We start from the raw sequence: 25,363 nt of genomic DNA on the forward strand, positions 1-25,363 counted from the left end.
TGCTCGCTAAAAGAACGCACCGAGTGCAATCCGGAATGCGCATGCTCGACTCTTGGCTCTCCGGCTCGAGAGAACGCGTGCGATTGCACGAAACTTGTCATCGGTGCATCCGTTCAATGAACTCGAAGTACCGCCCCCCTCCGAGTTCACCTCCCTGCGACACGCTCGGTGAGGTCCGTTGATTGCGCTGGCCCGCGGCTTACCGATCCACACCCGATGGTCGAAAGACGTTACGGCTTCACGCGACGCGAAGGATTGGCCCAGATATACGTATCAAGCATACGCATCAAGCTCCAGTTTCCTACGGGCTACCGCCAGCATCCTCCACCGCGGCCAGGAGCGCGTCTCGTACGAGTTGCGGTCGCTGCATCGGCAGGAAATGCGTTGTCGACGGCACAACTTCTACCCCGGCCGCCAACTCACGAGCCTCCGCGCCCATCGTCGAACCCGTCTCGGCCGCGAAGATGCGCGCCGGGCGACGCACGTCGCTCAACAGTTCATCAGGATCATAGTCGTGGTAGGCATACATCAGAACCTCCCATTCCGGTCGACAAGTCAAAGTCACCTGGCCGTCGGGCGTATCGCGGAAAGCCGCGGCGACGTAGTCGGTCAACTCCGCATCACTCCAGCCGGTAAAAGCTCCTCGACCGCGGTACGACGCCAACGCGGCCTCGCGATCGGGAAAGGTATCTCGCCGCCGCAGGGTACCTTGAACCATTGGCTCATCCCATAGCGGTGCCATGCGTTGCGCTCGCGGTAGCAATACGGGCTCGAAAAGCACGAGCGAGCGAATGCGATCGGGCTGCCTGACGGCCGCGATCAGGCTGGTGGTTGCGCCAATGGAATGCCCCGCGAGCACGACCGGACGATCCACCGCCGCTTCTAGTAGCGCCAGCAGATCCTCTGCATAGCCGTCCCAGCGGTTCCACCGATCCGGCTCCGCCGGAAGCGTTGATGCGCCGTGACCGCGCAAATCCAGTGCGAGCACTCTGAGCGTAGTCGCAAGCGGCGCCAGAATCGTCCGATAGGTTCGCGCGTTGAACCCATTCGCGTGGGAGAAAACGACATCGATCGGTCGATCTTCAGGACCGAAGTCGAGCGCCGCTATATCCCCGCCTAGCCTCGGAAGGGGAATACGCCGTGCACGCGGCTCGTAATGGACAGCAATGTTCATCTACCAGCATTCCTTTGGTCGCACTTCGGCCATTGATCTCGGCGCCCCTCGCTTTTTCCGCACCTACGTTCGAGGTCACGCTTCCAATTTGCTTTACAGAAACGGGGTCAGGCAGGTTTCACGATTACCGGCACGCTGCCGAAGCCCCGGACCGTGTTATTGAGCCGCCGCACCGGTTCACCGGCAGATTCAAGTCGCGCCACTCGCTTTGCCAGTGCGCCAAGCAGAATTTCGCCCTCCGTGCGGGCAATCATCTGGCCAATGCAAGTGTGGATGCCCCAGCCGAAGCCCACGGACGGAGTTCGGCGTTCGATGTCGAACCGTTCCGGACCCTTGAACTGAGCCGGATCGTGGTTAGCCGCCATCACCGAGATCATCAGTTTGTCCCCCTTTTTCATTTGCGCGCCGGCCAACTCGATATCAGCATCGACGCAGCGATACACGATGCTCGCGGTCGATTCGAAACGTAGCGTTTCCTCAAAGGCCTGACGCGCCAAACCCGGATTGGCGTGAAGTTTCCCCCACTGCTCTGGGTCAGCGCTCAGGTAACGAAGCGTGGATGCGATCGTGTTGACCGTAGTATCAAGGCCGGCTGTCAGGAACGAACGGACCAGCCGTTCGGCTTCCCACTCCTCGATGGTGCCGGCATCGACCGCAGCAAAGGCCATCGCCCCCATACCACCCGAGGTCAACGACTTGCGCTTACACGCCTCGGTGACCCACTCGACTGCCCCGCCGCCACTTTCCCTCGCCGCTTCGACCAGCCAGTTCGCTGGTCCAAACGAATTGAAAGCCAGATCGCTATAGGGAAGCAGGTTTTCGCGCCCCTCGTGAGGCAGTCCAACGGCATCCCCAAACACGCGGGTAACGAACGGTTCCGCCAGATCACTCACGGCGTCGAAGCTGCGCGCCGCAACCAACCGGTCAACGAATTCGGCGGCACGTGCTTCCAATTCAGGACGGCGCGCCCTGAACGAAGCGACTGCTGGCGCAAGCGCATTACGATAGCGCTCATGATCGGGCGGATCGGTCTCGAGCAACAGGCTGGGAGGACGCCAGCGCTCCTTTCCGGGACCGTCGTTCAACCCGGTACCAAAGCCGTTTACGAAGACCCTCCAGTTATCCAGTGCGGCCTTGGCATGCTCGTATCTGCCAACGGCCCACATCTGGTAACGCGGGATCCAAACCGCCCGCCCGGTCTCGCGGATCGCAGAGGCGTAGCTGGACGGATTACGCAAGGATTCCTCGCTGTATGGGTCGATGTCCAGCACGTCGAAGTCCCCGGAGGGATGCCCGGTAGTGTTCATGAATCTTTCCTGTTTGTAGCTGCGTCAACGGGCCGGATCACTAGTTCATCACCACGCCACCATCGACCACGATGGTCTGGCCGGTGACAAAGGCACTTTGCGGCGACACGAGATAGAGCAGCGTCCCGGCCACATCTTCCGGTGCCGCCTCGCGCTTGAGCGAGCGCGCCGATATGATTGCATCGAGAACCTCGCCGCGATAGCTGGCGTGATCTCGCAAGTTGTCTGTCATGATTAGACCGGGCGCAATGGCGTTCACACGAATTTGATCCTGGCCGAGCTCGCGCGCAGCCCCACGCGTTATTGCGATCACGCCCCCCTTGGACGCGAGGTAGTGCATGTAGCCCGGCGTCCCCTTCAGGGCGGTCGCTGAGGCGATATTGACGATTGCCCCGCCACCGCCCTTGCGCATCAGCGGAACCGCGGCCTTCATGCACGAGAAAACACCGCGCAGGTTGACATGCAGGACACGATCCCACTCGTCATCGTCGATCTCCGTAAACGCCTTCGCGGTCAACGCACTGGCGATCCCGGCGTTGTTGACCAGAATGTCGAGGCGACCGAACGCGGCCGACACCTGCTCGATTGCTTCGGCAATCGACCCCGCATCGCATACGTCGAGCGTCACCGCCATGCCATTACCGCCTGCCGCGTTGATATCCTCAATAGCATGGCTGGCGTCGACGATATCGGCAAGCACGACAGCGGCACCAGCGCGCGCGAGGGCAAGCCCAAAGGCTGCACCGATTCCCTGGGCCCCGCCCGTGACGAGCGCCACTTTCCCTTCGAGTACTCTCATCCTGTCCCTCTCGTCTTCGTGACCGTCTCCAATTTCCAATATTTTGACAGCAGGTTCGGGTATCGAAGCAAATGCCGATTTGGCATCGCAGGCATGCCAAGCCGCCGTTACTGCAGCAGACCGACTCGTCGAATGCCAAGAGCTTGGCTGCCATACCAATAAAGCATGCCTTATCGCATCGCGAGAAACCTATACTGCGCCCACCATCAGTAGAGGGACACCATGCACGGACACACACAAACACGCGACGGGGCGACAATTGCATTCGAATACAACATAAGCGACCCGGGTGAACCGTTGCCGATTCTCTTCAGCAACTCACTCGCCTCCGACAAGAGCATCTGGGACGAAGTCGTCGCCGCTCTTCCCGAACTCCAGCTGATCCGCTATGACACGCGCGGGCACGGCCAGTCCACGCTTGGCGAACATCCCGCCAACATTGGCACCTTGGGATCGGACGCGCTCGCAGTCCTTGATGCATTGAGCATAGACCGAGCGATTGTTTGCGGCCTCTCCTTGGGTGGGCTCACCGCAATGTGGCTAGGCGTCCACGCTGCCGAGCGCGTCGCGGGCCTTGTGCTGGCCAACACCGCCGCCAGTTATCCACCGCCGCAGATGTGGCGGGACCGCTACGTTACCGCCTTGGCCGAAGGCATGGAACCGCTGGTCGACGCGACGCTACAACGTTGGTTCACGCCGTCCTTCCGCACGGACGGCAATCCTGTGGTCGAGGAGATCACCCGCATGATCGCAGCTATCGATCCGCAAGGCTACGCCGAGTGCGCAAAGGTACTTGAAGTGGAGGATCTTGGCACCTCACTTCCACAGATCCGCTGCCCGTCGCTCGTGATCGTCGGCTCACACGATCCTTCCACGCCCCCGAGCCGTGGCGAAGAGTTGGTAGCTGCCATACCGGGTGCCTCAATGGCGACGCTCAATGCCGCACACATGTCCTGCGTCGAGGATCCCGCTGGCTTCGCCGCGCTTATCAGAACGTTCTCTCAGACCTGCAAATAAAGAACACGCAGTCGAACCAGTGCTCCCGCAGGGAGATTCAACTCAATTGGAGGTAGCCCATCATGGCCAACAAAGTCATCATCACATGCGCAATCACGGGCTCGGTGCACACGCCCAGCATGAGTCCGTATTTGCCCATTACGCCCGACCAGATCGCCGAACACGCGATCGAAGCAGTGAGCGCCGGTACGGCCGTTGTGCACCTTCACGCGCGCGATCCACATAACGGTCGTCCGACGCCCGATCCCAAAGTTTTCATGGAGTTCCTGCCGCGGATCAAGGAGGCAACGGATGCCGTCATCAACATCAGCACGGGCGGTAGCCCGCAAATGACGCTGGACGAGCGAATCGCAGCGGCAGAGCAAACCGCGCCGGAACTCGCGTCTCTCAACATGGGATCGATGAACTTCGGCGCTTTTCCCGCATTGGAACGAATGAAGACGTTCAAGTATGACTGGGAGAAGCCCTACCTCGAAGCAACTCGGGACATTATCTTCAAGAATACCTTCAAGGACATCGAGCAGATCGTTGATCGTCTGGGCAATCGCAACGGAACCCGATTTGAATTCGAATGCTACGACATCGGACATCTCTACACGCTTGCACACTTCCTCGATCGCAAGCTCGTCAAGCCCCCCCTTTTCGTTCAGACCATTTTCGGCGTGCTTGGTGGACAGGGGGCTGACGCGGAGAACCTCATGCACGCAAAGCGAACCGCAGACAAGCTGTTCGGCAATGACTATCGCTGGTCGGTGATGGCGATCGGTCGCCATCAAATGCCGTTCAATACGATGGGGGCGATCAATGGGTCTAACGTTCGAGTAGGTCTTGAAGATTCGGTGTTCTTGGGAAAAGGACAACTGGCCACAAGAAATGCCGATCAGGTTCGCCTCATTCGTGAAATCCTCGAAAAGCTGTCGCTCGAAATCGCGACGCCTGCCGAAGCGCGAGATATCCTGGCACTGAAAGGTGCCGACAACGTCAATTTCTAAAGGTGATGGGGCGGCAATTGACCGCTCCAGCGCCCAGCCGAATCGATCGAAGCGCGCCAAGGCGTTGGAATAGGATTGCGAATCCATGACGACCGTGTCAGATGTATGGTCGGTTGTGTCATTGTTCCCGGCTGAACCTGAATACACCGCGATCCACGGAGAACGAAATGCTGAACACTTCCACGCGTACCGCCTTCAACGAGGAACACAGCCTGTTCCGCGATCATCTTCGTCGCTTTCTCGAGCGCCACGTCACGCCGAATCTGGAGCGCTGGGAAAAGCAGGGAATGGTTGATCGCGCATTTTGGCGCGCGTGCGGTGAAACCGGCCTGCTGTGCCCGGGCGTTCCGGAGCAATATGGCGGCCTAGGGCTGGATTTCCGCTACAACGCCGTGTTCCTGGAGGAGCTCTTTTATCTTGGCTCCATACCCGGCCCCGTCGTGCATTCGGACGTTGTAACCGAGTATCTGCTTCATTACGGCTCCGAGGACCAGAAGCAGTTTTGGTTTCCCAGGATGATCGCCGGGCAAGTAGTCACAGCGATCGCCATGACGGAACCCGACGCGGGCTCGGACCTCCAGGCAATCAAAACGACTGCCGTTCGAGACGGTGACATCTACGTCATCAACGGGACCAAGACATACATCACCAATGGTCAGTGCGCTGACCTGGTACTGGTAGCCGTCAAAACCAGCCGCGAGGCTGGACATAGGGGCATGTCGCTCATCCTGGTGGAGACAAGTCGGGAAGGATTCGCTCGCGGCCGGAACCTCGACAAGATCGGCCAGAAAGCCTCGGATACGACCGAGTTGTTCTTCAACGACGTCCGCGTCCCTATCGCCAACCTCCTCGGCGAGGAAGGAAAAGGTTTCAGTTATCTCATGGCGCAGTTGCCCGTCGAGCGTTTGGGAAACGCGATCATTGCGCAGGCTGCCGCACAGCGCGCGTTCGACGAGGCGGTCGCCTTCACCAAGGCGCGCAAGGCCTTCGGCAAAACCGTGTTCGACTTCCAAAACACGCGCTTCACCCTCGCCGATCTGGCCGCCAAGCTACAGGTCGGATGGGCCCACATCGACTGGGCAATCACGCGCCACATCAACAAGGAACTGACAGCCACCGAAGCTTCGGCAGCCAAGCTGTTTCATTCGGAATTGCAGTTCGAGGTCTGCGACAAGGCGCTGCAACTCCATGGTGGTGCGGGCTACATGAACGAGTACCCCATCGCCCGATTCTGGCGCGACGCACGTGTGCAGCGCATCTATTCCGGCACCTCCGAAATCATGAAGGAAGTGATCGGACGATCAATATAGAGAAGAGGAATCTGCAGCTGAAATTGCATGTCAGGTCGGCCGAGCCCGACCACTTCCCGTTCCATCGTCACAGCTACCGCCATACCGAGGCTGCATGCCTCGCATCAAAACAAACTACTTCCAACTAGACCCTTTTGCGACCATCATTTCAGCAAGCCATGCACATGGGTCCAATTGACTCAGGTGAAGATTTGAATCCGATAATTGCAACGAAGGCGATTTTCGCCAAAGACGCATCGTATAAATCAATACCATATTGATCCTCCCTCTCACGTACAACATTCAACCGAAGGGAACCAACATGATTGCCGATACTCCACAATCTGTAATCGATAAGGGCATCGACCGTTTTCTCGCCGACGGCGTGCACTATCGAGACTTGATCAACATCCGGAACGAAATTCGCGACTGGGATGACTGGCGGAAGATTTGGTCGGCCTACGCAGCAGAAGCCGAGAGCCGTGGCGAAGCAGCACTGATGAAAGATGCCGGCGTGACAGCCGCCGATGAATTCTTCCGGGCATCGCTTTATTACCACTATGCGCAGTTTCTGTATTTCGACGATGTGAACGTCAAGGAGAAAATTCACAAAGCCAAGACCGACGCGTTTGCACGCGCAGCTCCCCTCTTGGATCCACCGGCTGAGATTGTCACCTTCCCCTTCCGCGGCATCGATATCACTGGTTACCTCCGAACTCCGGAAAGCCTGGAAAAACCACCCGTCGTTCTCCTGATTGGTGGCTTGGATACGACAAAGGAAGACTATCGGTCCGTGAGTGACATCTGCCTCAAACGTGGCATGGCGACCCTGGCGTTCGACGGCCCCGGGCAGGGAGAGACAGTCTTCAAAATGCGGACGATTCCCGATTTTGAGGCAGCAATCAGCGCTGCGATCGATTATCTGGAGACACGTCCCGAAGTAGACACAGGACGCATCGGCATCGTCGGCCGCAGCATGGGCGGTTATTTCGCACCACGCGCGGCTTCTGTCGATCGTCGTATCAAGGTGCTCGTGGCGTGGGGCGCAGTCTACGATCTGCTGCCGATGGATCAACATACGCCCCCGAACCGGACCGCACTCACCTTTATCACGGGCAAAGCGAATGCGAAGGAGGCAGAGGATTACCTCTCCTTTCTTAACCTGCAAGGTTACGCCGATCGGATCACTGTACCCACATTAGTTATCCATGGCGGACTCGATCGCGTTACGCCGTTCTACAACGCAGAGAAACTCCTTGCCGATATCAAGAGCGAGCATATCGAGACGATGCTCCTCATGGACAGCGGACACTGCTGCCACGATAAATCACATATCGTTCGACCGGCCATTGGTGATTTTCTTGCACGGTACATTTGATCGCATCACACATATCCCCCCTTTGAAACAAGAGGAAATGCAAACATGGACATGACGGGTGAAGTGCGTATTCCAGCCAGCCGCGATGTAGTCTGGGCCGCACTGAACAGCCCTGCGACGCTCAAGGCTTGCATACCTGGCTGCGAGGAGCTGAGCGAGCAATCCGAAAATGAGATGGTTGCGGTCGTCGCCATCAAGATCGGCCCAGTCTCGGCCCGGTTCAATTGTGCGGTGACGTTAAGTGAACTTGATCCACCAAACAGTTACCGCATCACTGGGGAAGGCCAGGGGGGCGTTGCCGGTCATGCACGAGGTGGTGCGATCGTAAAATTGACCGCGGATGGCGCCGAGACACTTTTGTCCTATACGTTTTCGGCTCAAGTCGGTGGCAAGCTGGCACAGCTCGGAAGTAGGATGATTGACGCGACCACGAAAACACTCTCTGCCGTCTTTTTCAAGAACCTGGCAAGGGAGATCGAAGCGCAAACCCAAGCCGACCTTACTAAGCCGCAGGAAGAACCCATCACGCCCGAGGATGCGGGACGCGCCAAGCCCCTCCCCGCTCCGGCACGGCAGACGCTTTCCTCCCCGGCACCGTCAGTTGTCGCAGGCCCGAGTCGAGCCGACCGCAGGATAGCGACTACCGCGCTTGCCATCGCCGTCGTGGCTGTGCTGCTGGCTGGCCTCGCACTCAACGAACTCGGCTCGGCGCGCGGCGCACTGCCCGTTGCATACGCATCCACCGAATTCAACATTGCTGTTCAACTGCTGACCGTACTCGCCGTCGGTTATTTACTCGGTCGCAGTTCGCGTAACGCAAGCAGCGGTTAGCGGGCCAGGACTGTCTCGGCAGCGTTATCGAAGCAATGCGCTCCCGTTCCACAGCCCAGCTTCGGAAGAAACCGGCTCCAACAGTGTATTGAGGATTGTTCAATGAAAGTCAGGATCGTCAAAAAAAGCGAGATCGCCGCCGATATCCATGCATTTGAACTGGAACCCGTGGCCGGCGCCCACCTCCCGCCGTTTTCAGCAGGGGCTCACATTGACGTTCATCTCGCCATGGGATTGGTGCGCCAGTACTCCCTGTGCAACGCCCCCAACGAGACGCACCGCTATATGATCGGAGTGTTGCGAGACCCAAATTCCCGCGGCGGATCAATCGCGATGCACGCTCTGTCCGAAGGTGCTCTGATCGAAATCAGCGAACCCAAGAATCACTTTCCGCTGCATCCGGAAGCAAAGCATTCGATCCTGCTGGCAGGCGGCATCGGGGTCACCCCGATTCTTAGCATGGTCGAGTGCCTGGCACGTACCGGCATGTCGTTCGAGATGCACTACTGTACTCGCGAACCGGAACGTACAGCGTTCCGCGAACGGCTGGCCCAACCGGATCTACGGGATCGCGTAAGCCTCTATTTCGACAATGTGCCTCCCGATCAGCACATCGATCTGGCCGCCGTGCTGGCGTCCCCCGCTCCAGACACGCATGCCTATGTGTGCGGACCGGCCGGCTTCATCGACGCCGTATTGAGCACGGCCAAGGCCGCCGGCTGGAATGAGGCCAATCTGCATCACGAGCACTTCGCCGCAGCGGCGCTGCCTGCTGCCTCCAACGAGACGTTCAATGTGCAAGTGGCCAGCACTGGTGAAGTTATCTCCGTCGGACCACACCAATCTGTCCTCGCAGCCCTGGCCGCCCGCGGCTTCGACATCCCGACCTCTTGCGAGCAGGGCGTATGCGGCACCTGCCTGACCCGCGTTCTGTCCGGTGAGCCGGAACATCGCGACGTCTATCTCACCGAGGAGGAGCGCGCCGGGAATGATCAGTTCTTGCCGTGCTGCTCACGCTCCAAGTCACCGCTGTTGGTACTCGATCTATGACGGCAGTCCCTCGTATTGAGACGCTGACCAGCACCTCGCCTATTCGATCATGGTGCGGCAGACGAACCGATCGCGCAAAGCTGCGCCGCTGCCGCGACATCGTCACCCATATGTAGTTGTCCGACATCCTCGACATGAAATGGGAGGCCGCTGTCGTGCACAGCCGCCAGTGTGGCTGCAGCACCGTTCGTTCGCCGAGCCGAGTATGCAGCTTAGGGGAGTGGTTCTCGAAACGGGGCAACGCGTGCCCCGTGCCTGAATCCAGAGCGATCACGATCGGCTGCACGATCAATCGGACGATGGAGCCACCCGATTCCCCTCCGTCAGGTGACTCACTACCGGCCGCACGGAGTCAACGACCTATACGATCTCGGGCCGGTATCCCCTCGCGCGTATCGCGGGCACGCACCCTGACCAGTCCTCACGCTACTGCCCATCGGACCTCCCTCAACTAACGTCTCGATGGGTGTCCGTCGCGCTATACGCCGCAGAATGCAGTGACCTTGCGCTTTTCGATGAAGGCGGATACTCCTTCAATAAAATCATCTGTTGCCGCGCACGCCTGGAACGCTCCGAGTTCCTCGGAAAGCTGCTGCTCGAAGCTATGTGTGCACGAAGCACGCAGTAGGCGCTTGGCCTGTCCATAGGCGATCGTTGGCCCACTGCCGAGATGCATCATCAACGTATCGGTCACATGAGCCAGCTCTTCCTCTGGCACCACGCGATTGACGATTCCGATCTCCAGCGCCTTATCCGCGCTTAATGTTTCCCCGAGCAAAGCAATGCCCATCGCTCGACGCAGCCCAACAATGCGGGGTAGCGACCATGACATGCCCACATCCGGACTTGCACCAATCTGCGTATAGCCAAACGAAAATTGCACGTCGCGCGATGCGACTGCCAGATCACAGGCGAGGGCAACGCTCATCCCGGCACCGGCCACGGGACCATGGAGGCTGGCCACCACCGGCAAGGGAAGCGAGACCAGAATGGAAAGCGCCGTATTCATCGGCTCAATCATGGCCCTTGCGGTTTCCGCCGCATTGGAGAAATCTTGATGAAAGCGGCTCAGGTCGCCGCCAGCCATGAATGCGCGACCTTCACCGCTGATCACAACGGCGCGGCACGTGGAATCAGTCGCAACCTCCTGGCAGCGTTGAAGAAAGCACTCTGCCAACTCCGGTGAAATCGCGTTGAGGCTGCGCGGCCGGTTGAAGCGAATGCTGGCAACGCCATTTCGCTTTTCCAACAAGACCGCAGTGTCGTTGCTTTTCATCGTTCAGCTCCGGTGGTCACTGTTGTCCTCGAATTCACTCGTACTTGTAAAAACCGCGTCCACTCTTACGGCCGAGGTATCCAGCATCGACCATTTCCTTGAGTAGCTGTGCCGGACGATATTTGGGGTCGCCAAAGCTTTGGTGAAAGACCTCCATCACGAAGAGCATCGTATCGAGACCGATCAGATCAGCGAGCGCCAACGGACCGATCGGATGATTTGCCCCAAGTTTCATCCCATTGTCGATATCTTCAGCGGTACCGAGTCCTTCTTGAAGCGCAAAGATTGCCTCATTGATCATCGGACAGAGGATGCGATTGACGGCGAAGCCCGGGCTGTTGCGCGCGACGACAAACGTTTTTCCGATCGCCGTTGCGAAGGCCTGCATCCGAGCAAGGGTTTCGTCGGCGGTTTGCAGCCCGCGAATAAGTTCAACCAAGGCCATTACTGGTACGGGATTGAAGAAATGCGTGCCGATGAAACGCTCCGGGCGCCGCGTCGCTGCAGCCAGCTTCGTGATGGAAATCGAAGACGTGTTAGTGGCGATGAGTGCGGACGGTCTTGCGATGGCATCGACGTCCTGCAGAATCCGCAATTTGAGCTGTTCGTTTTCAGTGGCGGCCTCAATCACCAAATCGGCAGCAACCAGATCTGCATAATTCGTCGAAATCTTGATCCGACGCAGCACCGCCTCCTTGTCGATTTCAGTGAGCTTTTCTTTTTTTACCAAACGCTCCAGGCTACCGGTTAGCGCTCTGAGGCCACTCGCTAAAGCAGCCTCAGAAATATCAACCATGACTACGTCGAAACCCGCGGCAGCACACACCTGGGCGATGCCGTTACCCATAGTTCCGGCCCCCACGACGCCAACGATCTTAATGTCCATGCATATTCCCTTAAATGCGCTCGAAGATGGCAGCAATGCCTTGCCCGCCACCGATACACATGGTGGCCAAGGCGTAGCGCCCACCAGTGCGATGAAGTTCGTAGATCGCCTTGGTCACGATAATTGCGCCCGTGGCACCCACGGGATGGCCCAACGAGATTCCCGAACCATTCGGGTTGACCTTGGCCGGATCGAAATCGAGTTCTCTCGATACAGCACAGGCTTGTGCCGCAAACGCCTCGTTCGATTCGATTACGTCGAGATCGCCGGTGGTGAGGCCGCAACGCTTGAGAACCAGTCGAACTGCCGGTACCGGTCCGATTCCCATGTATTCGGGCTCAACTCCTGCATGCGCATAGCCAACCAGACGCGCCAGAGGTTTTAGCCCTAACGCCACCGCCCGCGTTGCATCGGCGAGGACAACTGCGGCTGCTCCGTCATTCAGTCCAGACGCGTTGCCGGCCGTCACCGTTCCGTTCTCCCTCTGGAACACCGGCTTCATCTTCGCCAGCCCATCAAGCGTGACATCGGTGCGGACATGCTCGTCCGTATCGAACAGGACCGGCTCTTTCTTCGTCTTGATCTCCACTGGCACGATTTGCGCCGTGAAATATCCTGCCGCGATCGCGCGAGCCGCTCGCCGTTGACTCTCCAGCGCCAACTCATCCTGATCTTCGCGACTAATACCGTAACGCCTGGCAACGTTCTCCGCCGTGATTCCCATGTGAATTTGCTTCCAAGGGTCGTGGAGAATTCCGTTCATGTAGTCGACGAGACTGGAGTCGTGCATACGTGCGCCCCAACGCAAGGCCGGAACCAGATATGGGCCGCGGCTCATCGATTCGGCACCTCCACCAATGGTGATGTCGGCATCCCCCAACTTGATCGCCTGCGCAGCGGACACGATTGCCTGAAGGCCAGAACCGCACAACCGGTTGACATTGAAGGCCGGCACCTCCTTCGGGATGCCCGAATCGATCGCGGTAATCCGGCTGAGGTAGGCGTCCCGGGGTTCGGTCGGAACGACGTTGCCCATGACCACATGGCCCACTTCCGCGCGCTCGACGCCCGATCTGTGCAGCGCGGCTTGCAGCGCCACGGTGCCCAATTGGGTAAGTGGGATATCCTTCAGTGAACCGCCGAAGGTGCCAATTGCAGTGCGAGCCATTCCGATCACAACGACATCACGTTCATTCATCTCTTTACCCTTGGCCTATACCTGATCAACCTGCACTGGTCGCTGCCAATGCCGTCTCGAAATGGCGGCGTAGTTCGCGCTTGAGCAACTTTCCGCTCGGATTCTTAGGCAAGCTGTCCACAAAGACCACTCGTTTGGGAACCTTGAAGTGGGCCATATGCTGCCTGCAGTACTCGAGCACCCGACTTTCATCCAGCGCGCATCCGTTCTTGATCACGACCACGGCAAGGATCGCTTCCATCCATCGAGGATCTGGAATTCCCACCACCGCCACTTCAGAGACTTCCGGCAAGCGGAAGATCATCTCCTCCACCTCCCGGCTCGCCACATTCTCGCCGCCGGTCTTGATCATGTCCTTCTTGCGATCGACGACGGTGATGTAGCCCTCGTCGTCGACCACCGCCAGATCGCCGCTATGGAACCATCCGCCTGAAAATGCTTCTTCGGTCTTTTCCGGTGCATTGAAATACCCCGAAAGGAGCTGCGGCGAACGATGCACGATCTCGCCTACCTCACCCGGCTTGACGTCGTCCATGTTGTCGTCAACGACACGAGTTTCGACATTCAGCACCGGCCTACCAGCGGACCCTGCCTTGCGCAACTGCTCGCCAGGTTTCAGCACCGTCGCCAGCGGCGCAATCTCTGTCTGACCGTAGTAGTTCCAAAGGCGAACCTTCGGCAAGCGCCGCTGCATCTCCAGCAGAACCTCCACCGGCATGATCGATGCGCCGTAGTACCCCTTTTCAAGAGAAGACAGATCGGTTGAGTCGAAAAGTTCCGAACGCAAGAGACTGATCCAGACTGTCGGCGGGGAGAAGAATGAATTGACAGAATTGCGTTCGATCAATGGCAGGATGACGTCAGGCCGCGGCGTGCCCGTAATAACGTTGGTACACCCCAGGTAGATGGCCGGTCCAAGGAAACAGTCGAGCTGAGCGCAGTGGAAGAGCGGCAACGCATGAAGCAGCGTGTCGCTTCCTGACATCTCTCCTTCGATCGCGCAACTGACATACTCCCAGAGTACCGCGTCATGACTCAGAACAGCGCCTTTCGGTAACGATTCGGTACCGCTGGTATAAATGATCTGAGCGGGAGAACGGGAGTCGACACCAATCGAAAGGGGCTCGTCGGTGCCAGTCATCAAATCGTCGAAGGTCTCCATCTCTAGCGATGCTGCAGAAGGGCCTTCGCCAGGCAGCCAGAACGTCCGCTGAACTCTGGTATCCCTACGACCGGCCTCCAGCCCCACCTCTTCGAGCCCCGGACCGACGGCCAGCGTCTCTGCCCCAGAACTGCGCAGGATGTATGCGATCTCGTCCGCGTTCAGCATGAAATTGATCGGCACGAGGATCGCCCCAATCCGGGCAACAGCAAAGCGCATCGCGGCAAACGCATGAGAATTCCGCGACAGAATGGCGACCCTGTCGCCTTTGCCGATGCCTCTCTCGAGCAACGCATGCCCGATTCGATTGCAGATTCGATTGAATTCAGCATACGTCCACCGGACGTCGCCGCAAATGATCGCCTCCTTATCGGGAAAGCGTTGTGCCGTGCGGCGAAGAATATCGCCAATGCATTGCTGCCGGACCACGTCCGCGGCTGATCCGTCATTCTCCATTTGATGTCTCCGTGTCGTTGTTGTGATTCGGGATGTCGCTTTGCGTGTCGCAGCGATCAGTGCGTGCCGCCCGCCCAACTATTGCAACGGGCCTTCACGCCCGCATGGCGATCCTGTTCGTCGAACTGCCTCGTCGGTTGGCAGACAACCAATCGGTGAAGCGCAGCATTCCCGGCTGCAGCTCTCGCAGAGCAGTGATATCGGCCTTGTAGCCCTCGACCGCAAACCATTCGAACATCTTGAGAACGTCGGTGGGAAGCGGACGTAAAGCTCCCCGTGGAAACGGGACCGGTAGGCCTGGGTACCAGCCATGGTCCCTAAACGCTGCGACGATCTCACCTGATGTCAATTCGTCGCCGGCGATCTCATCGACTCTGCCGACAAAATACTCTGGATTGCTGAAGGCACGTGCGACCCACTTACCGATGTCGTCAACCGCGATCATCTGCAGCGGTTTTGCCCTCGGCACGTAGCTGCGCATCAATGCCATCAGTACCAGCCGCATCGGCAGCCTGATGAAATTGTCCATGAAGAAGACTGGCCGGATGATGGTCGCCGGCAAGCCAATCCGGCGAACGTGTTCTTCGATTCGCCACTTGCTTTCGAAATGCAAAACACCTGTCCCTCGGTCCGCACCTCCGACAGACGCATAGATGAAATGCTCGACACCTGAAGCCAGTGCCGCATTCGCAACGGCGATACCTCGCTTGACCTCAGTCTCCATGCCCTGGTCGGTACCTTGCATGGAATAGACGCCGTATACATCCCTGAAGGCCGCCAGTAGCGTGGTTGGATCGTCCATATTCCCAAGGACCACGTCAATGCCGCTGCTGGCGAGACGGCGGGCTACTTCAGAGTCTGGATTTCTGGAGATAGTGCGGACTTGCCATTGACCTTCCGCCGCAAGCACACGCGCCACCGCGCCGCCCTGCCGGCCCGTGGCACCAAGGACGACGACCGTTTTCGCGGACGCGTTGCGAATTACATTCATGCGATGGCGCTCCTCAAATGAGACGGCTGCTCCGGGGTGCCTCCTGCGCTCACGCTTCGCGGAAGACCGGAATAGTCCCGGACGCCGTGCGTCGGCTCCCCGCCGCCTTTAACTGACGGCCCAGTTCGGCGATGCGCCGCTCACCCTCTTCCAGCGCTGCCGCAGAGGTGTGAACCGAGTAGTAGCCAAGATGCAAGGGATGCGGATGGGGCACGGCCGAGCCCAGCACGAATACAGCACTCTCGTGAGCCGCTGCCTGCAGAATGATAGGCTCCTCACCCTGCTCGAAAATCACCATGTCACCTGCGGTGATCCGTGTGCTGGCATCAAGTTCGCCTTTGGTGAGCGCCAGCCACCCGACGGTGTGCTTCGCCGGTGGGCGGTAGACCCAACGCTCGCCAGGCTGCAGAGTGACCAAGAGGTAGTTGATCCCTTCCGGGGCGGGCACGGGGCTCGAGACATCCTCATAGGCGCCAACAATGACATAAGCGGGGCCGGCCCGCCTCATGTCCTTCGCTTCGATATAGCGACTTTCCGGTGACCCGTTCTCCAATTCCGGCGGCAATGCGAGCCAGAGTTGAACACCATGCAGGCTCGAAACGTCACCCGGGGACATTTCCTTGCCATGCCAGATGCCCCCGCCAGCCCGCATCCACTCCACACCACCATAGGCAATCGAACCTGAACCGATGGCAGGATCGTCGAAACGCACATGTCCTTCGGTGATGACCGTGACGGTGGCGACGCCAGAATGAGGGTGAATCGGAAACCCGCTATCCCCTGACATGGCCCGGATGGCAGCCTCATCTGCGTTGAAAAAATCAAGAAACACGAACGGCTTCAGGAGCTGACCAAGATCGGATGGGCTCATCAAGCGCGTGATGGGGCCACGACCATGGCCACGGGTTCGGTATACGATGCGTCTCGGCGCGACGCCTTCGTCAGTGCCGCTGCCGGTGGCGAGGCCGGGCATAGGATCCCTCCCTTCATCAAAGCTCTTCATCATCGTCGTCACGCCCCTCAGACCATCACTTTGTCAAACAGCAAGCTTTTCGATCTCGGCGGAAGCAGAAACCATAGCGGCTTCGCGAACCTCGGGGCTGACCCCAAGTCCTTCTGCACGGACGAAAGAGATGTCCGTGACACCGATAAATCCGAACAAGCCCTTGAGATAGCTCTCCTGATGATCGAGGAACGCTGTCGGATACCCTTCACTGTGGAAGCCACCACGCGACGAAGCGATGATCACACGCTTTCCGTTGACGAGCCCCTCCACGCCGTTGGGCGTGTAACGGAATGTCTTGCCAGCCACCGCCAGGCGGTCGAACCATGCCTTAAGTTGCGTAGGCAGCGAGAAGTTGTACATCGGAGCCCCAAGCACGACAACATCCGCAGCGAGAAAGTCTTCCAGCAACTTGGTGTTTCGGGCCGCTTCCCGCTTCGTTACCTCATCCTGTGGTTCTGCACCACGCAGCACCGCGAATTCGGAACCGGTAAGATGGCCGACCGGCTCGGCGGCCAGGTCGTAGTAGATGATTTCCGAAGCCGGATGAGCTTTCGACAACGAAGCAACGATTTCAGCGGTGAGCTGTCGGCTCGCCGATTGATTGCCGAGGATGCTGGAGTCGACATGCAGCAGTTTCATTGTGATTTCCTTATTTAGGCCACGCCCGATCAGACCTTCTGCAGGCGACGCGAGTCGAGGCTAAAGCGACTTGCACCTGCCGCGACCACCTGCAGTAAGCCCCCCGCGATCGCGAAGTTCTTCAGGAAGTGGATGGCTTGATTCTGGTCAGCAAAATTGTGGTGGAAGACGAATGCGGCAGCCACGGTGAAGATCGCAAGCACGGCAGCCACTGGACGGGCCTGGAAGCCAAGTAACAACATCAATCCACCGCCAACCTCGACAATAACCGTCAGTACGTAGACGAATCCAACAAGCGGCAGGTGCGCCGAGGCGATGTACGCTTGAGTTGCGGCTACGGCGCCCAGCTTCGACAGGCCGCTAGCGAGAAACAGGCCGGCGAGGAGAACCCGCCCCACTGTCGCAATCGATGAATTCCACATAGGTTGAATGTCCCAAAAGAATGATGAACTGTGTATGAGCTTATCGTTCCGGAAATCGACCGACTAGCCCCGGAATGGTGGCGTCGCAGTTGCAGATTTGGGAACACTCGGGATAGTATGAGTCGAGGGGTTAGAGCCCCGAATACGATCTACCAAACCCGAACGAGATGTGCCGAGAGAAATGCTATGGATCTAGGAGACTTGCGAACGTTTATCGAAGTGGCGGAAGCGGGGGGCGTCGCTCTCGGCGCACGGCGCCTCGGGTTGTCAAAGTCGATTGTCAGCCGTCGTCTGGCCCGGCTGGAGGAAGCACTTGGCGCACAATTGCTATCCCGAACGACGCGCGGCTCTGTCCTCACCGAGGCAGGCGCGACATTCCGCGAGCATGCCTTGCGCGCAGTAATGGAACTCGAAGCTGCACAGGAAACGCTATCGCCGGAGGCAGAGGTGAGTGGGCTGCTTCGCGTCGCTGCCCCCCTTTCGTTCGGAGTTACCCGGCTGACCCCAGTGTTCGCCGATCTCGCTCGTCAACATCCACGCCTGCGGCTCGACGCGTCGTATAGCGATCGGTTTGTCGACATCATTGGCGAAGGTTTCGACTGTGCTGTACGACTCGGATTCATGCCCGACTCGAGTCTAATTGCGCGGCAAATTTGCACGTTTCGGGGCTGGCTTGTCGCTAGCCCTGCTTACATTGCCGACCATGGCACCCCGATGACGCTCGAAGAGCTCGTGCATCATGATGCCGTACTGAAAAAAGGGGAAGTCTGGCCCTTGCGGGACCGAGGAGAAACCGTCGTCGTGCGTCCACGTGGCCGATTCACCGTCGACAGCGGCGAAGCCGTGCTAATAGCCGCTTTGGCTGGGGTGGGGATCGCTGCCCTACCGGACTTTTTGATTGCCGCGCATATCGAGCGCGGGGAGCTTGTACCGGTACTGACCAATTTTCCGGCGCCCGAAGCCGGGATGTACCTCGTGCGCGCACCTGGCGCATTTCCATCCCGCAAGGTGCGGATCCTGACCGATATGCTGATCGAACATTTTGGTCGGTCCGGATGCAACACGCTCACCTGAGCGCCGTTCGGCTTATTGATCCGGTCCATACATATCAGTGTTGTGAGTTGTAAATTCGTTTAATTAATCGGTTTTGCTGCCAGCAGTGACGAAGTGCTGCTTGAAGAGACGTTCGGATTCGCGCAAACCGTCGTCAGTGAGGATCACCGATTTCGTCTTGTTGACGGGATCGCCGATGAGGCCGCGCTCATGGAGTCGGTTGAGTGCGTCCCAATCGAAGCTCTTCCAGCCGCGGTTGTGGTCATGCAAGGTCAAATAGAGGAGCGCGAGGACGGCGTCGTCAATCGCAGCTGTGTCGATGTTCATGGCGTTCATCTCGATATCGTTTAGACCCGTGCGCAAAACCGTTCGAGGCTCGCGAGAATTTCATCGGCCGACTTGCTCCAGGCGAACGGCCGAGGATTCGCGTTATAGACGTCGAGGTAATGCCGGATCGCCTCTTCAAGTTGCCGTGTCGAGCGATGCGTGCCACGTCGAATGTACTTCTCGGTCAGCGTGGCAAACCAACGTTCCACTTGATTGAGCCACGATGCGGACGTTGGGGTGAAGTGAACCTGGAAGCGCGGATGTCGAGCGAACCAGTTTTTGATCGAAGGCGTCTTATGCGTGCCGTAGTTATCCATCACCAGATGAACCTCCAGATCAGCCGGCACGTTGGCATCTATCGTGCGCAGGAACTGCAGGAATTCGCTGCTGCGATGGCGACGGTGCAATTCTCCGATGACCTCCCCAGTGGCAATGTCCAGCGCGGCAAACAATGTGGTGGTGCCGTGGCGCATGTAGTCGTGAGTGCGACGCTCAGGAATGCTGGGCGCCAGCGGCAGTATGGGCTGCGTACGGTCCAACGCCTGGATCTGGCTCTTCTCGTCGACACACAGCACCATCGCCTTGAGTGGCGGATCGAGGTACAAGCCGACGATGTCGCGAACCTTGTCGACGAACAGCGGATCGCTCGAGAGTTTGAAGGTTTCTTGCCGATGCGGCTGCAGGCCGAAGGCTCGCCAGATTCGCGACACTGCAGTCTGCGAAAGGCTCATCTCCCGTGCCATCGTGCGCGTACTCCAGTGTGTCGCGCCCTTGGGTACGGACTCCAACGTCTTCGCAATCACGGCATCGACACGTGCGTCGTCGATCGATCTGGGCGCACCAGGACGCGGCGCGTCGAGCAGACCGTCCAGCCGATGCATCACGTAGCGCCAACGCCACTTCGGGACAGTTTGTTGCGTGACCCGCAGTTTCGCCGCGACCGTCTTGTTGTCGATGCCCTCGGCGCAGGCCAGCACGATCCGCGCTCGCAACGCCAACGCCTGCGCCGTCTTACGCCGCATCGTCAGGGCCGTGAGTTGATCGCGCTCCGATTCGCTCAACACAAGTTCCGCCTTCGGTCGTCCGCCCATCGCCGCCTCGTTGTGTTTGTGCATTCACCAAACACTACTACAGGCAGCAATTTATTCAATGAATTTCTAACTCACGACACTGACTGTTGAAATCGGGAGCAGTTAAACGAGCGTTAACGTTTTCCCAGACTAATCAAGCGGTTGCCGATAGTACGAAAACCGATATGCTTCGATTCCGCTTCAATTTCACAATTGAATCCAGTTGGATCAGGATTTCTGCAAGCGATGGGAAAGCGGAGCGCCTGACCCGGTCATAAAAATTGTGATGAATGACGAACGTTTCGACGCACGTGAAGATTGCAAGAATGGTAGAGATTGGACGAGCTTGGAAACCAAGCAGAAACGTCAATCAGCCAAAATAAAAAAATGCTATTCAGAGATACCGGTTCGAAGGAACACGGTGTTCGGCACTCACTTGAGCATCACTTTTCCCGGGGCTGCTCTGTCGCGCGAGGATTACCAGTTCCCACTTTCTCAGAACATATCGTTTTGATTGGCACGTGGGATAGCAGCTCCGACCCAGGGAGCCGAATTCTTCGCGTCGCCGACCAATTGCAGGACGTCCCAGTGCTCGACGGCTTTCCCGTCGGCATCCATCCGGTAGATATCAACGCCAGCGACTCCGGTATCGTTCGGATCATCATTGAAGAGATTAAAGAAATTCACATGCGCCCAAACATAGTCGCCAGCAGCAACAATTCGGTGAACTACGACACGAGCGTTAAGACGCTCACGCGTCACCTGACCGAAATATTTTCCGAGTGCGTCCGCGCCATCGGGGATTAGAGGATTGTGCTGAATATATTCCGGGCTGACGAGCTTGGCACTGGCCTCTTCTGATCTCTTTTGATTGATCATCAAATCGTAAAGCGCGAGGACGTTGTCCTTGTTTCGGACTGCACGACTATCACTAGTATCAACGAGCACGATCATGGGACTTCCTTTCTACGAAATTTGAGTGAATCAAATGCCTTTAGCCTAGGCCGACGATCCGAAGGCGAAGGTCGTCGAGTTCACTGTCGGGCTTCTCCCGTACAATACGGAGCATCTCTTCTGCATCCGAGCCCACCGGCGCTCGGCTCGGCGCAGGAACCGCTTCCGCCAATTCAATCACGCGCGTGGCGGCGATGACGGAATCCAGCCCCGCGCTCTGCATATTGTTAAGAGTGGAAGCAAAGGTACGGAACGCATCTTCATACAACAGGCGTTGCTCAAGGGTCATCGCGTCGGCAATGCGCGTAAGAGCCGTTGCCGTTTTCGCGGGGCCGCCGGTCTTCATATTTCCCGCGACAGCAATCACTACGTCAATGCCAAAGCGTTTGAGCTCGGCACGATAGACGTCAGCAAATACTTCCATAGCCGCCTTCGACGCGCCCGATGGCCCGTTAAAAGGAAGGGGCATGCTCGCTGTCCACGTGCTAACTTGAACTATACGGCCTCGAGCCGTCCTGAGCGCCGGCAGGAACGCGTTGATCACGGACAATGCACCGAACACGTTGACGTCAAATTCGCGCCGAATAGAATCAAGCGGAAGCACCTCAATCGGCCCGGGAGTCAAGATTCCTGCGTTGTTGATCAGGAGACCGAGGCCTGCCTCACCAAGCGCATCGGAAACGACACCGGCCCAGCCATTTACGGCCTGTTCATTCGTCAAGTCGCAGATGGTCAGGTCGACACGTCCGCCAGAGACGTCCTTTAACTCCTGGACTTCCGCGGCGGATAGCGCAGTCCCGTAGACAACATAACCCTTGGCGGCGAAGCCAAGCGCGATGTCTCGGCCAAGACCGCTGCCTGCCCCAGTGATTGCGACGGATTGACGAGAACGTTCGGAATCAGACCGCATCGGTTTGCTCCTATTCGACAAGTGAATTTTGCAGTTTCAAGTCGCCCTCGATCACTAACCATAACGTCGGTCAGTTGGCTACACTAGCCTCAAATCGTGACACGCGGTGTCGCACAATGAGGAACGTTCATGGATATCGAAGATCTGCAGACGTTTGTCGAGGTGGCAAATGCAGGCGGCGTATCGGCAGCCGCCCGCAGGCTTGGCGTCTCCAAGTCAATCGTCAGCCGGCGCTTGCTGAGGTTGGAAGAGGAACTCGGTCTTCAGCTTCTCGCCAGATCAACCCGCGGTGCTGTCCTCACCGAGGCAGGCGCCACATTCCGGGAGCATGCGGCAAGAGCGTGCTCGGAGATGGACATAGCGCGCGAAGCGATTCTGTCCGCGGGAGATGTTCGAGGTTTGCTGAGGGTCGCTGCCCCCCTGTCCCTTGGACCAACGCATCTTGCTCCGGTATTTTCGGAGCTGGCACGCAGGTACCCTCTCCTCCACGTGCATACAAGCTATAGCGATCGTTTCGTCGATATCGTAACGGAAGGTTTCGACTGTGCCGTACGAGTTGGCTATCTACGAGACTCCAACCTGATCGCCCGCCGGGTTGCATCTATTCGAGGGAAGGTCGTCGCAAGTCCAACCTACATACAGGAGCACGGCGCACCTGAAACGCCAGACGAACTCACTCGGCATCAAGCGCTACTGCAAGGCACGGAAAGCTGGCGCTTGATGGACGGCAACAAAACCATCACCGTGCACCCACAGGGTCGCTTCAAGGCCGATAACGGCGCGGCCCTGGCCGCAGCGGCTGTCGCGGGCCTGGGAATAGCGGCCCTCCCGGACTTCCTTATCGACCGCCCAATTGCGTCGGGTGCGCTGATTCCCGTCATGACACGCTATCTGCTTCCAGAGGGCGGAATGTACGTCGTCCGGCCTCGCACCCCACACCTTGCGCGAAAGATTCGTTGCCTGATCGATATCCTGCTCGAGCATTTCGGATAGCTGTATTCAGTTGAGATTTCCACCTGAGACCAGGACAGGAGTTGGGCTGGTCTCACATCGTCGCCTGCGACATCGCGCGTTCATGGAACGTAGTTGTCCTGCGCTTACCGGCCAAGTGATCACCCAGGGACATGGACAGTAATCCACGCCGCCAAGTGTTCGGCGAATCCCTCCGCCGCCGGTGAACTGAGCCGCCGCGCCGGTCGATACAACCATACCTGACGGACAATCTCCGGCTCAATGATATGGCGCATGACCAACCCGAAGGATTTGGCTAGCGGTTCCACATATGCGGGCGACAAAGTGGCCGCCAACCCAACCGAAGCTATTCCCAATGCGGTGGAAATATTCTCCACAACGTCGATCGGGGCAATCTTTTCCGACTCGGGCAAGGCCGCGTGCATGCGGGAAACATTGTGTTCGTGGTCTCTGCCAGCTGCCACCAACGCGTGACCGCGCAGATCCTGCCAATTCACCCGAGAAACGTCCGCCAGCGGATGGTTCGGCGCGCACCACAACACCCACGGGCTATCAAACAACACCGAACCATCCACGTCCCCGTCGCACGTGCGATTGGGACCAACGGCCAAATCGACATCGCCGTCCGCGACCGCTTCCACCAGCCGATCGACGGGACAATCGCGGATTCGGATCACCACGTGCGGCTGAATCTCCGCATAGGCACGGATTGCCTTCGGCAACAAGCAACTGGCCACCACCATCAGTGCAGCGATACGCACTATGCCGATCGCGCGCGCTTTAACATCAGCAGTGAGCTTCCCCTGAAATTTCGCCTTCCAAGAGGTCGTGTATAAACTCGACGGAAAGGAAGGAGATCAGGCATGTTCAAGGTACCGAAACAGGTGTACACGGCGGAGTTCAAGCTGGCCGCCGTACAGCGGGTCAAGGATGGCCAGGGCGTGGGCGTAGTGGCCCGGGAGCTGGGCATCTCTGAGCAGACGCTTCGCAATTGGGTAAAGGCCGAGGCGTCGGGCAAGCTCAACAGCGCCGGAGCGAAGCCAGTCACGCCGGAGCAAATGGAGCTTTCGCGGCTGCGAGCGGAGAACAAGCGCCTGCAGATGGAGCTTGAGATCGCAAAAAAGGCGGCAGCATACTTCGCGAAGGACCTGCTGTGAGGTATGCCTGGATCGACCGGCAGGTCGGGCAGTATCCGCCGTCGTCGCTGTGCTGGGTGCTGTCGGTCAGCGTGAATGGCTATCGCGCGTGGAAGCGCGGCGGTACGCCGGAACGAACGCGGCTGACGGACACGCAATTGCTGACGATGATTCGGACGGTGCACGCCGAGGCCAAGGGTGCATACGCCGAACGACGAACCAAGGAAGGCATGTCAAACAAGGAGATTCACCGCTGCCTGAAGCGCTATATCGTCAGGGAGCTGTACCCGCTCATTCTGGCCGACTTGGCCGATTCTGCCCGTGCTACTTGACATAGGAGCGTCAATGCCCCTACGGAAAGCTTCTTCAACAGCTTGAAGAACGAACGGGTTCACGCCACGCGCTACCAGACGCACTAGGACGCGAAGGCCGATCTGTTCGAATACATCGAAGTGTTTTACAACCGCAGTCGTCGTCATTCGTCGCTCGGCTTTGTTTCTCCGGAGCGGTTCCTTCGGGACTGGATCAAAGCTCAGCAGACCAAGGACGCCGCTGCATAACTCGGGACCATTGGAAGGCGAAAAACCGAGGGAAGCTCACTGTTCCAAACGAAAAAACAGCCATTCCATCCCGCCGGTCCAGCCGAATAGCGGTGGATGAGCGACGCCGAATTGTTTGCATTTTGTTCCGTGGTGGCGATCGGAAATGCGGCGCTAAAGTCGATATAGCTGACGGTTCGACCTCTTCCCATCCGACCAACCTCGTCACCATGATCGAGCAGTTGATGAAGCGAAGCCCCTTCGCGCGGATCGTCTTCGCCTATCCGGCTGCAAAGCGAATTGCATGAACCTCCGGCTCCATGCCCTTCGCACCAAGATCTATCCGATTATTCAGACAAGCTTCACGAGTGTTCATCAAATATCGACATATAGAAGAGTAGTTTTGCCAAAAATGCTATCGGCAGCATTCCTGCCATTTTTCGAGAAAAATAGGAGAATTGAAATGAACGCGTCCCACCCGTGAACGTGAGAGCAGAAGCAGGAGGTGGATCCTCGCGGGCCAACGGCA

24 protein-coding genes and 1 pseudogene are annotated in these 25,363 nt (G+C 58.2%); 9 read left to right on the forward strand and 16 right to left on the reverse strand.

Features of this window, described 5'->3' with window-relative positions; all coding sequences use genetic code 11:
• Positions 1 to 301: 301 nt before the first annotated feature.
• From DIE22_RS36160 to DIE22_RS36170, 3 genes are all read right to left on the reverse strand, one after another.
• The gene (locus tag DIE22_RS36160; RefSeq protein WP_124607366.1) at positions 302 to 1,174 is read right to left on the reverse strand and encodes an alpha/beta fold hydrolase; all 873 of its coding nucleotides are present in this window, start codon (positions 1,172 to 1,174) and stop codon (positions 302 to 304) included.
• 107 nt (positions 1,175 to 1,281) lie between these two features.
• The gene (locus DIE22_RS36165; protein ID WP_124607367.1) at positions 1,282 to 2,481 is read right to left on the reverse strand and encodes a cytochrome P450; all 1,200 of its coding nucleotides are present in this window, start codon (positions 2,479 to 2,481) and stop codon (positions 1,282 to 1,284) included.
• A 40-nt stretch (positions 2,482 to 2,521) separates the two neighbouring features.
• A complete protein-coding gene (locus DIE22_RS36170; protein WP_124607368.1) occupies positions 2,522 to 3,280 on the reverse strand; it encodes an SDR family NAD(P)-dependent oxidoreductase in 759 nt (252 codons plus the stop codon).
• Between the two features lie 222 nt (positions 3,281 to 3,502).
• Between DIE22_RS36170 and pcaD the strand changes: the two genes are divergently transcribed.
• The 6 genes from pcaD to DIE22_RS36200 all read left to right on the forward strand — a co-directional run bounded on the left by pcaD (position 3,503) and on the right by DIE22_RS36200 (position 9,837).
• Entirely contained in the window at positions 3,503 to 4,297 is a 795-nt protein-coding gene (pcaD, locus tag DIE22_RS36175; protein ID WP_124607369.1) for a 3-oxoadipate enol-lactonase, read from the forward strand.
• Between the two features lie 62 nt (positions 4,298 to 4,359).
• On the forward strand, positions 4,360 to 5,289 hold the full coding sequence (locus tag DIE22_RS36180) for a 3-keto-5-aminohexanoate cleavage protein (protein WP_124607370.1): 930 nt from the start codon (positions 4,360 to 4,362) through the stop codon (positions 5,287 to 5,289).
• 167 nt (positions 5,290 to 5,456) lie between these two features.
• Positions 5,457 to 6,599: an acyl-CoA dehydrogenase family protein gene (locus DIE22_RS36185; protein ID WP_124607371.1), complete on the forward strand. Its 1,143-nt coding sequence runs from the start codon at positions 5,457 to 5,459 to the stop codon at positions 6,597 to 6,599.
• 301 nt (positions 6,600 to 6,900) lie between these two features.
• Entirely contained in the window at positions 6,901 to 7,956 is a 1,056-nt protein-coding gene (locus tag DIE22_RS36190; RefSeq protein ID WP_124607372.1) for a S9 family peptidase, read from the forward strand.
• 45 nt (positions 7,957 to 8,001) lie between these two features.
• Positions 8,002 to 8,787 (forward strand): carbon monoxide dehydrogenase subunit G, encoded by a 786-nt coding sequence (locus DIE22_RS36195; RefSeq protein ID WP_124607373.1) that lies wholly within the window; start codon positions 8,002 to 8,004, stop codon positions 8,785 to 8,787.
• 102 nt (positions 8,788 to 8,889) lie between these two features.
• Positions 8,890 to 9,837 (forward strand): PDR/VanB family oxidoreductase, encoded by a 948-nt coding sequence (locus tag DIE22_RS36200; protein ID WP_124607374.1) that lies wholly within the window; start codon positions 8,890 to 8,892, stop codon positions 9,835 to 9,837.
• A gap of 478 nt (positions 9,838 to 10,315) precedes the next feature.
• On the opposite strand, the gene DIE22_RS36205 is transcribed toward DIE22_RS36200, so the two are convergent.
• The 8 genes from DIE22_RS36205 to DIE22_RS36240 all read right to left on the reverse strand — a co-directional run bounded on the left by DIE22_RS36205 (position 10,316) and on the right by DIE22_RS36240 (position 17,873).
• A complete protein-coding gene (locus tag DIE22_RS36205) occupies positions 10,316 to 11,113 on the reverse strand; it encodes an enoyl-CoA hydratase/isomerase family protein (protein WP_124607375.1) in 798 nt (265 codons plus the stop codon).
• 34 nt (positions 11,114 to 11,147) lie between these two features.
• On the reverse strand, positions 11,148 to 11,999 hold the full coding sequence (locus DIE22_RS36210) for a 3-hydroxybutyryl-CoA dehydrogenase (RefSeq protein WP_124607376.1): 852 nt from the start codon (positions 11,997 to 11,999) through the stop codon (positions 11,148 to 11,150).
• 10 nt (positions 12,000 to 12,009) lie between these two features.
• Positions 12,010 to 13,197, reverse strand: coding sequence for an acetyl-CoA C-acyltransferase family protein (locus tag DIE22_RS36215; protein WP_124607377.1), 1,188 nt, complete (start codon positions 13,195 to 13,197; stop codon positions 12,010 to 12,012).
• A gap of 25 nt (positions 13,198 to 13,222) precedes the next feature.
• Complete coding sequence (locus DIE22_RS36220; RefSeq protein ID WP_124607378.1) at positions 13,223 to 14,815, reverse strand: acyl-CoA synthetase; 1,593 nt, start codon at positions 14,813 to 14,815, stop codon at positions 13,223 to 13,225.
• A gap of 94 nt (positions 14,816 to 14,909) precedes the next feature.
• Positions 14,910 to 15,806 (reverse strand): NmrA/HSCARG family protein, encoded by an 897-nt coding sequence (locus DIE22_RS36225; protein WP_124607379.1) that lies wholly within the window; start codon positions 15,804 to 15,806, stop codon positions 14,910 to 14,912.
• Between the two features lie 49 nt (positions 15,807 to 15,855).
• Positions 15,856 to 16,812 (reverse strand): pirin family protein, encoded by a 957-nt coding sequence (locus DIE22_RS36230; protein WP_260426851.1) that lies wholly within the window; start codon positions 16,810 to 16,812, stop codon positions 15,856 to 15,858.
• A 30-nt stretch (positions 16,813 to 16,842) separates the two neighbouring features.
• Positions 16,843 to 17,451: an FMN-dependent NADH-azoreductase gene (locus tag DIE22_RS36235; protein WP_124607380.1), complete on the reverse strand. Its 609-nt coding sequence runs from the start codon at positions 17,449 to 17,451 to the stop codon at positions 16,843 to 16,845.
• Between the two features lie 29 nt (positions 17,452 to 17,480).
• Positions 17,481 to 17,873: a DoxX family protein gene (locus DIE22_RS36240; protein ID WP_124607381.1), complete on the reverse strand. Its 393-nt coding sequence runs from the start codon at positions 17,871 to 17,873 to the stop codon at positions 17,481 to 17,483.
• A 186-nt stretch (positions 17,874 to 18,059) separates the two neighbouring features.
• On the opposite strand from DIE22_RS36240, the gene DIE22_RS36245 reads away from it, so the two are divergent.
• Positions 18,060 to 18,947: a LysR family transcriptional regulator gene (locus DIE22_RS36245; protein ID WP_124607382.1), complete on the forward strand. Its 888-nt coding sequence runs from the start codon at positions 18,060 to 18,062 to the stop codon at positions 18,945 to 18,947.
• A gap of 63 nt (positions 18,948 to 19,010) precedes the next feature.
• On the opposite strand, the gene DIE22_RS36250 is transcribed toward DIE22_RS36245, so the two are convergent.
• The 4 genes from DIE22_RS36250 to DIE22_RS36265 all read right to left on the reverse strand — a co-directional run bounded on the left by DIE22_RS36250 (position 19,011) and on the right by DIE22_RS36265 (position 22,187).
• On the reverse strand, positions 19,011 to 19,253 hold the full coding sequence (locus tag DIE22_RS36250) for a DUF6429 family protein (protein WP_185640772.1): 243 nt from the start codon (positions 19,251 to 19,253) through the stop codon (positions 19,011 to 19,013).
• Positions 19,254 to 19,273: 20 nt separating this feature from the next.
• Positions 19,274 to 20,368, reverse strand: coding sequence for an IS630 family transposase (locus tag DIE22_RS36255; RefSeq protein ID WP_409410210.1), 1,095 nt, complete (start codon positions 20,366 to 20,368; stop codon positions 19,274 to 19,276).
• A 450-nt stretch (positions 20,369 to 20,818) separates the two neighbouring features.
• Complete coding sequence (locus DIE22_RS36260; protein ID WP_124607384.1) at positions 20,819 to 21,277, reverse strand: nuclear transport factor 2 family protein; 459 nt, start codon at positions 21,275 to 21,277, stop codon at positions 20,819 to 20,821.
• Between the two features lie 40 nt (positions 21,278 to 21,317).
• Complete coding sequence (locus DIE22_RS36265; RefSeq protein WP_124607385.1) at positions 21,318 to 22,187, reverse strand: SDR family NAD(P)-dependent oxidoreductase; 870 nt, start codon at positions 22,185 to 22,187, stop codon at positions 21,318 to 21,320.
• A 129-nt stretch (positions 22,188 to 22,316) separates the two neighbouring features.
• On the opposite strand from DIE22_RS36265, the gene DIE22_RS36270 reads away from it, so the two are divergent.
• Entirely contained in the window at positions 22,317 to 23,180 is an 864-nt protein-coding gene (locus DIE22_RS36270) for a LysR family transcriptional regulator (RefSeq protein WP_124607386.1), read from the forward strand.
• Between the two features lie 119 nt (positions 23,181 to 23,299).
• On the opposite strand, the gene DIE22_RS36275 is transcribed toward DIE22_RS36270, so the two are convergent.
• Entirely contained in the window at positions 23,300 to 23,920 is a 621-nt protein-coding gene (locus tag DIE22_RS36275) for a LysR substrate-binding domain-containing protein (RefSeq protein WP_260426852.1), read from the reverse strand.
• Between the two features lie 102 nt (positions 23,921 to 24,022).
• Here DIE22_RS36275 and DIE22_RS39405 point away from each other — a divergent pair.
• Positions 24,023 to 24,855, forward strand: a pseudogene (locus tag DIE22_RS39405) (transposase).
• Positions 24,856 to 25,363: the final 508 nt, after the last annotated feature.

The sequence above is a fragment of the Burkholderia sp. Bp9142 genome, assembly GCF_003853415.1.
GTDB lineage: Bacteria > Pseudomonadota > Gammaproteobacteria > Burkholderiales > Burkholderiaceae > Burkholderia.

Bases quoted from the DNA above. Each gene is read 5' to 3' on its own strand.
- DIE22_RS36160 (WP_124607366.1), bottom strand. From the start codon at position 1,174: ATGAACATTGCTGTCCATTACGAGCCGCGTGCACGGCGTATTCCCCTT.
- DIE22_RS36165 (WP_124607367.1), bottom strand. From the start codon at position 2,481: ATGAACACTACCGGGCATCCCTCCGGGGACTTCGACGTGCTGGACATC.
- DIE22_RS36170 (WP_124607368.1), bottom strand. From the start codon at position 3,280: ATGAGAGTACTCGAAGGGAAAGTGGCGCTCGTCACGGGCGGGGCCCAG.
- pcaD (WP_124607369.1), top strand. From the start codon at position 3,503: ATGCACGGACACACACAAACACGCGACGGGGCGACAATTGCATTCGAA.
- DIE22_RS36180 (WP_124607370.1), top strand. From the start codon at position 4,360: ATGGCCAACAAAGTCATCATCACATGCGCAATCACGGGCTCGGTGCAC.
- DIE22_RS36185 (WP_124607371.1), top strand. From the start codon at position 5,457: ATGCTGAACACTTCCACGCGTACCGCCTTCAACGAGGAACACAGCCTG.
- DIE22_RS36190 (WP_124607372.1), top strand. From the start codon at position 6,901: ATGATTGCCGATACTCCACAATCTGTAATCGATAAGGGCATCGACCGT.
- DIE22_RS36195 (WP_124607373.1), top strand. From the start codon at position 8,002: ATGGACATGACGGGTGAAGTGCGTATTCCAGCCAGCCGCGATGTAGTC.
- DIE22_RS36200 (WP_124607374.1), top strand. From the start codon at position 8,890: ATGAAAGTCAGGATCGTCAAAAAAAGCGAGATCGCCGCCGATATCCAT.
- DIE22_RS36205 (WP_124607375.1), bottom strand. From the start codon at position 11,113: ATGAAAAGCAACGACACTGCGGTCTTGTTGGAAAAGCGAAATGGCGTT.
- DIE22_RS36210 (WP_124607376.1), bottom strand. From the start codon at position 11,999: ATGGACATTAAGATCGTTGGCGTCGTGGGGGCCGGAACTATGGGTAAC.
- DIE22_RS36215 (WP_124607377.1), bottom strand. From the start codon at position 13,197: ATGAATGAACGTGATGTCGTTGTGATCGGAATGGCTCGCACTGCAATT.
- DIE22_RS36220 (WP_124607378.1), bottom strand. From the start codon at position 14,815: ATGGAGAATGACGGATCAGCCGCGGACGTGGTCCGGCAGCAATGCATT.
- DIE22_RS36225 (WP_124607379.1), bottom strand. From the start codon at position 15,806: ATGAATGTAATTCGCAACGCGTCCGCGAAAACGGTCGTCGTCCTTGGT.
- DIE22_RS36230 (WP_260426851.1), bottom strand. From the start codon at position 16,812: ATGATGAAGAGCTTTGATGAAGGGAGGGATCCTATGCCCGGCCTCGCC.
- DIE22_RS36235 (WP_124607380.1), bottom strand. From the start codon at position 17,451: ATGAAACTGCTGCATGTCGACTCCAGCATCCTCGGCAATCAATCGGCG.
- DIE22_RS36240 (WP_124607381.1), bottom strand. From the start codon at position 17,873: ATGTGGAATTCATCGATTGCGACAGTGGGGCGGGTTCTCCTCGCCGGC.
- DIE22_RS36245 (WP_124607382.1), top strand. From the start codon at position 18,060: ATGGATCTAGGAGACTTGCGAACGTTTATCGAAGTGGCGGAAGCGGGG.
- DIE22_RS36250 (WP_185640772.1), bottom strand. From the start codon at position 19,253: ATGAACATCGACACAGCTGCGATTGACGACGCCGTCCTCGCGCTCCTC.
- DIE22_RS36255 (WP_409410210.1), bottom strand. From the start codon at position 20,368: ATGCACAAACACAACGAGGCGGCGATGGGCGGACGACCGAAGGCGGAA.
- DIE22_RS36260 (WP_124607384.1), bottom strand. From the start codon at position 21,277: ATGATCGTGCTCGTTGATACTAGTGATAGTCGTGCAGTCCGAAACAAG.
- DIE22_RS36265 (WP_124607385.1), bottom strand. From the start codon at position 22,187: ATGCGGTCTGATTCCGAACGTTCTCGTCAATCCGTCGCAATCACTGGG.
- DIE22_RS36270 (WP_124607386.1), top strand. From the start codon at position 22,317: ATGGATATCGAAGATCTGCAGACGTTTGTCGAGGTGGCAAATGCAGGC.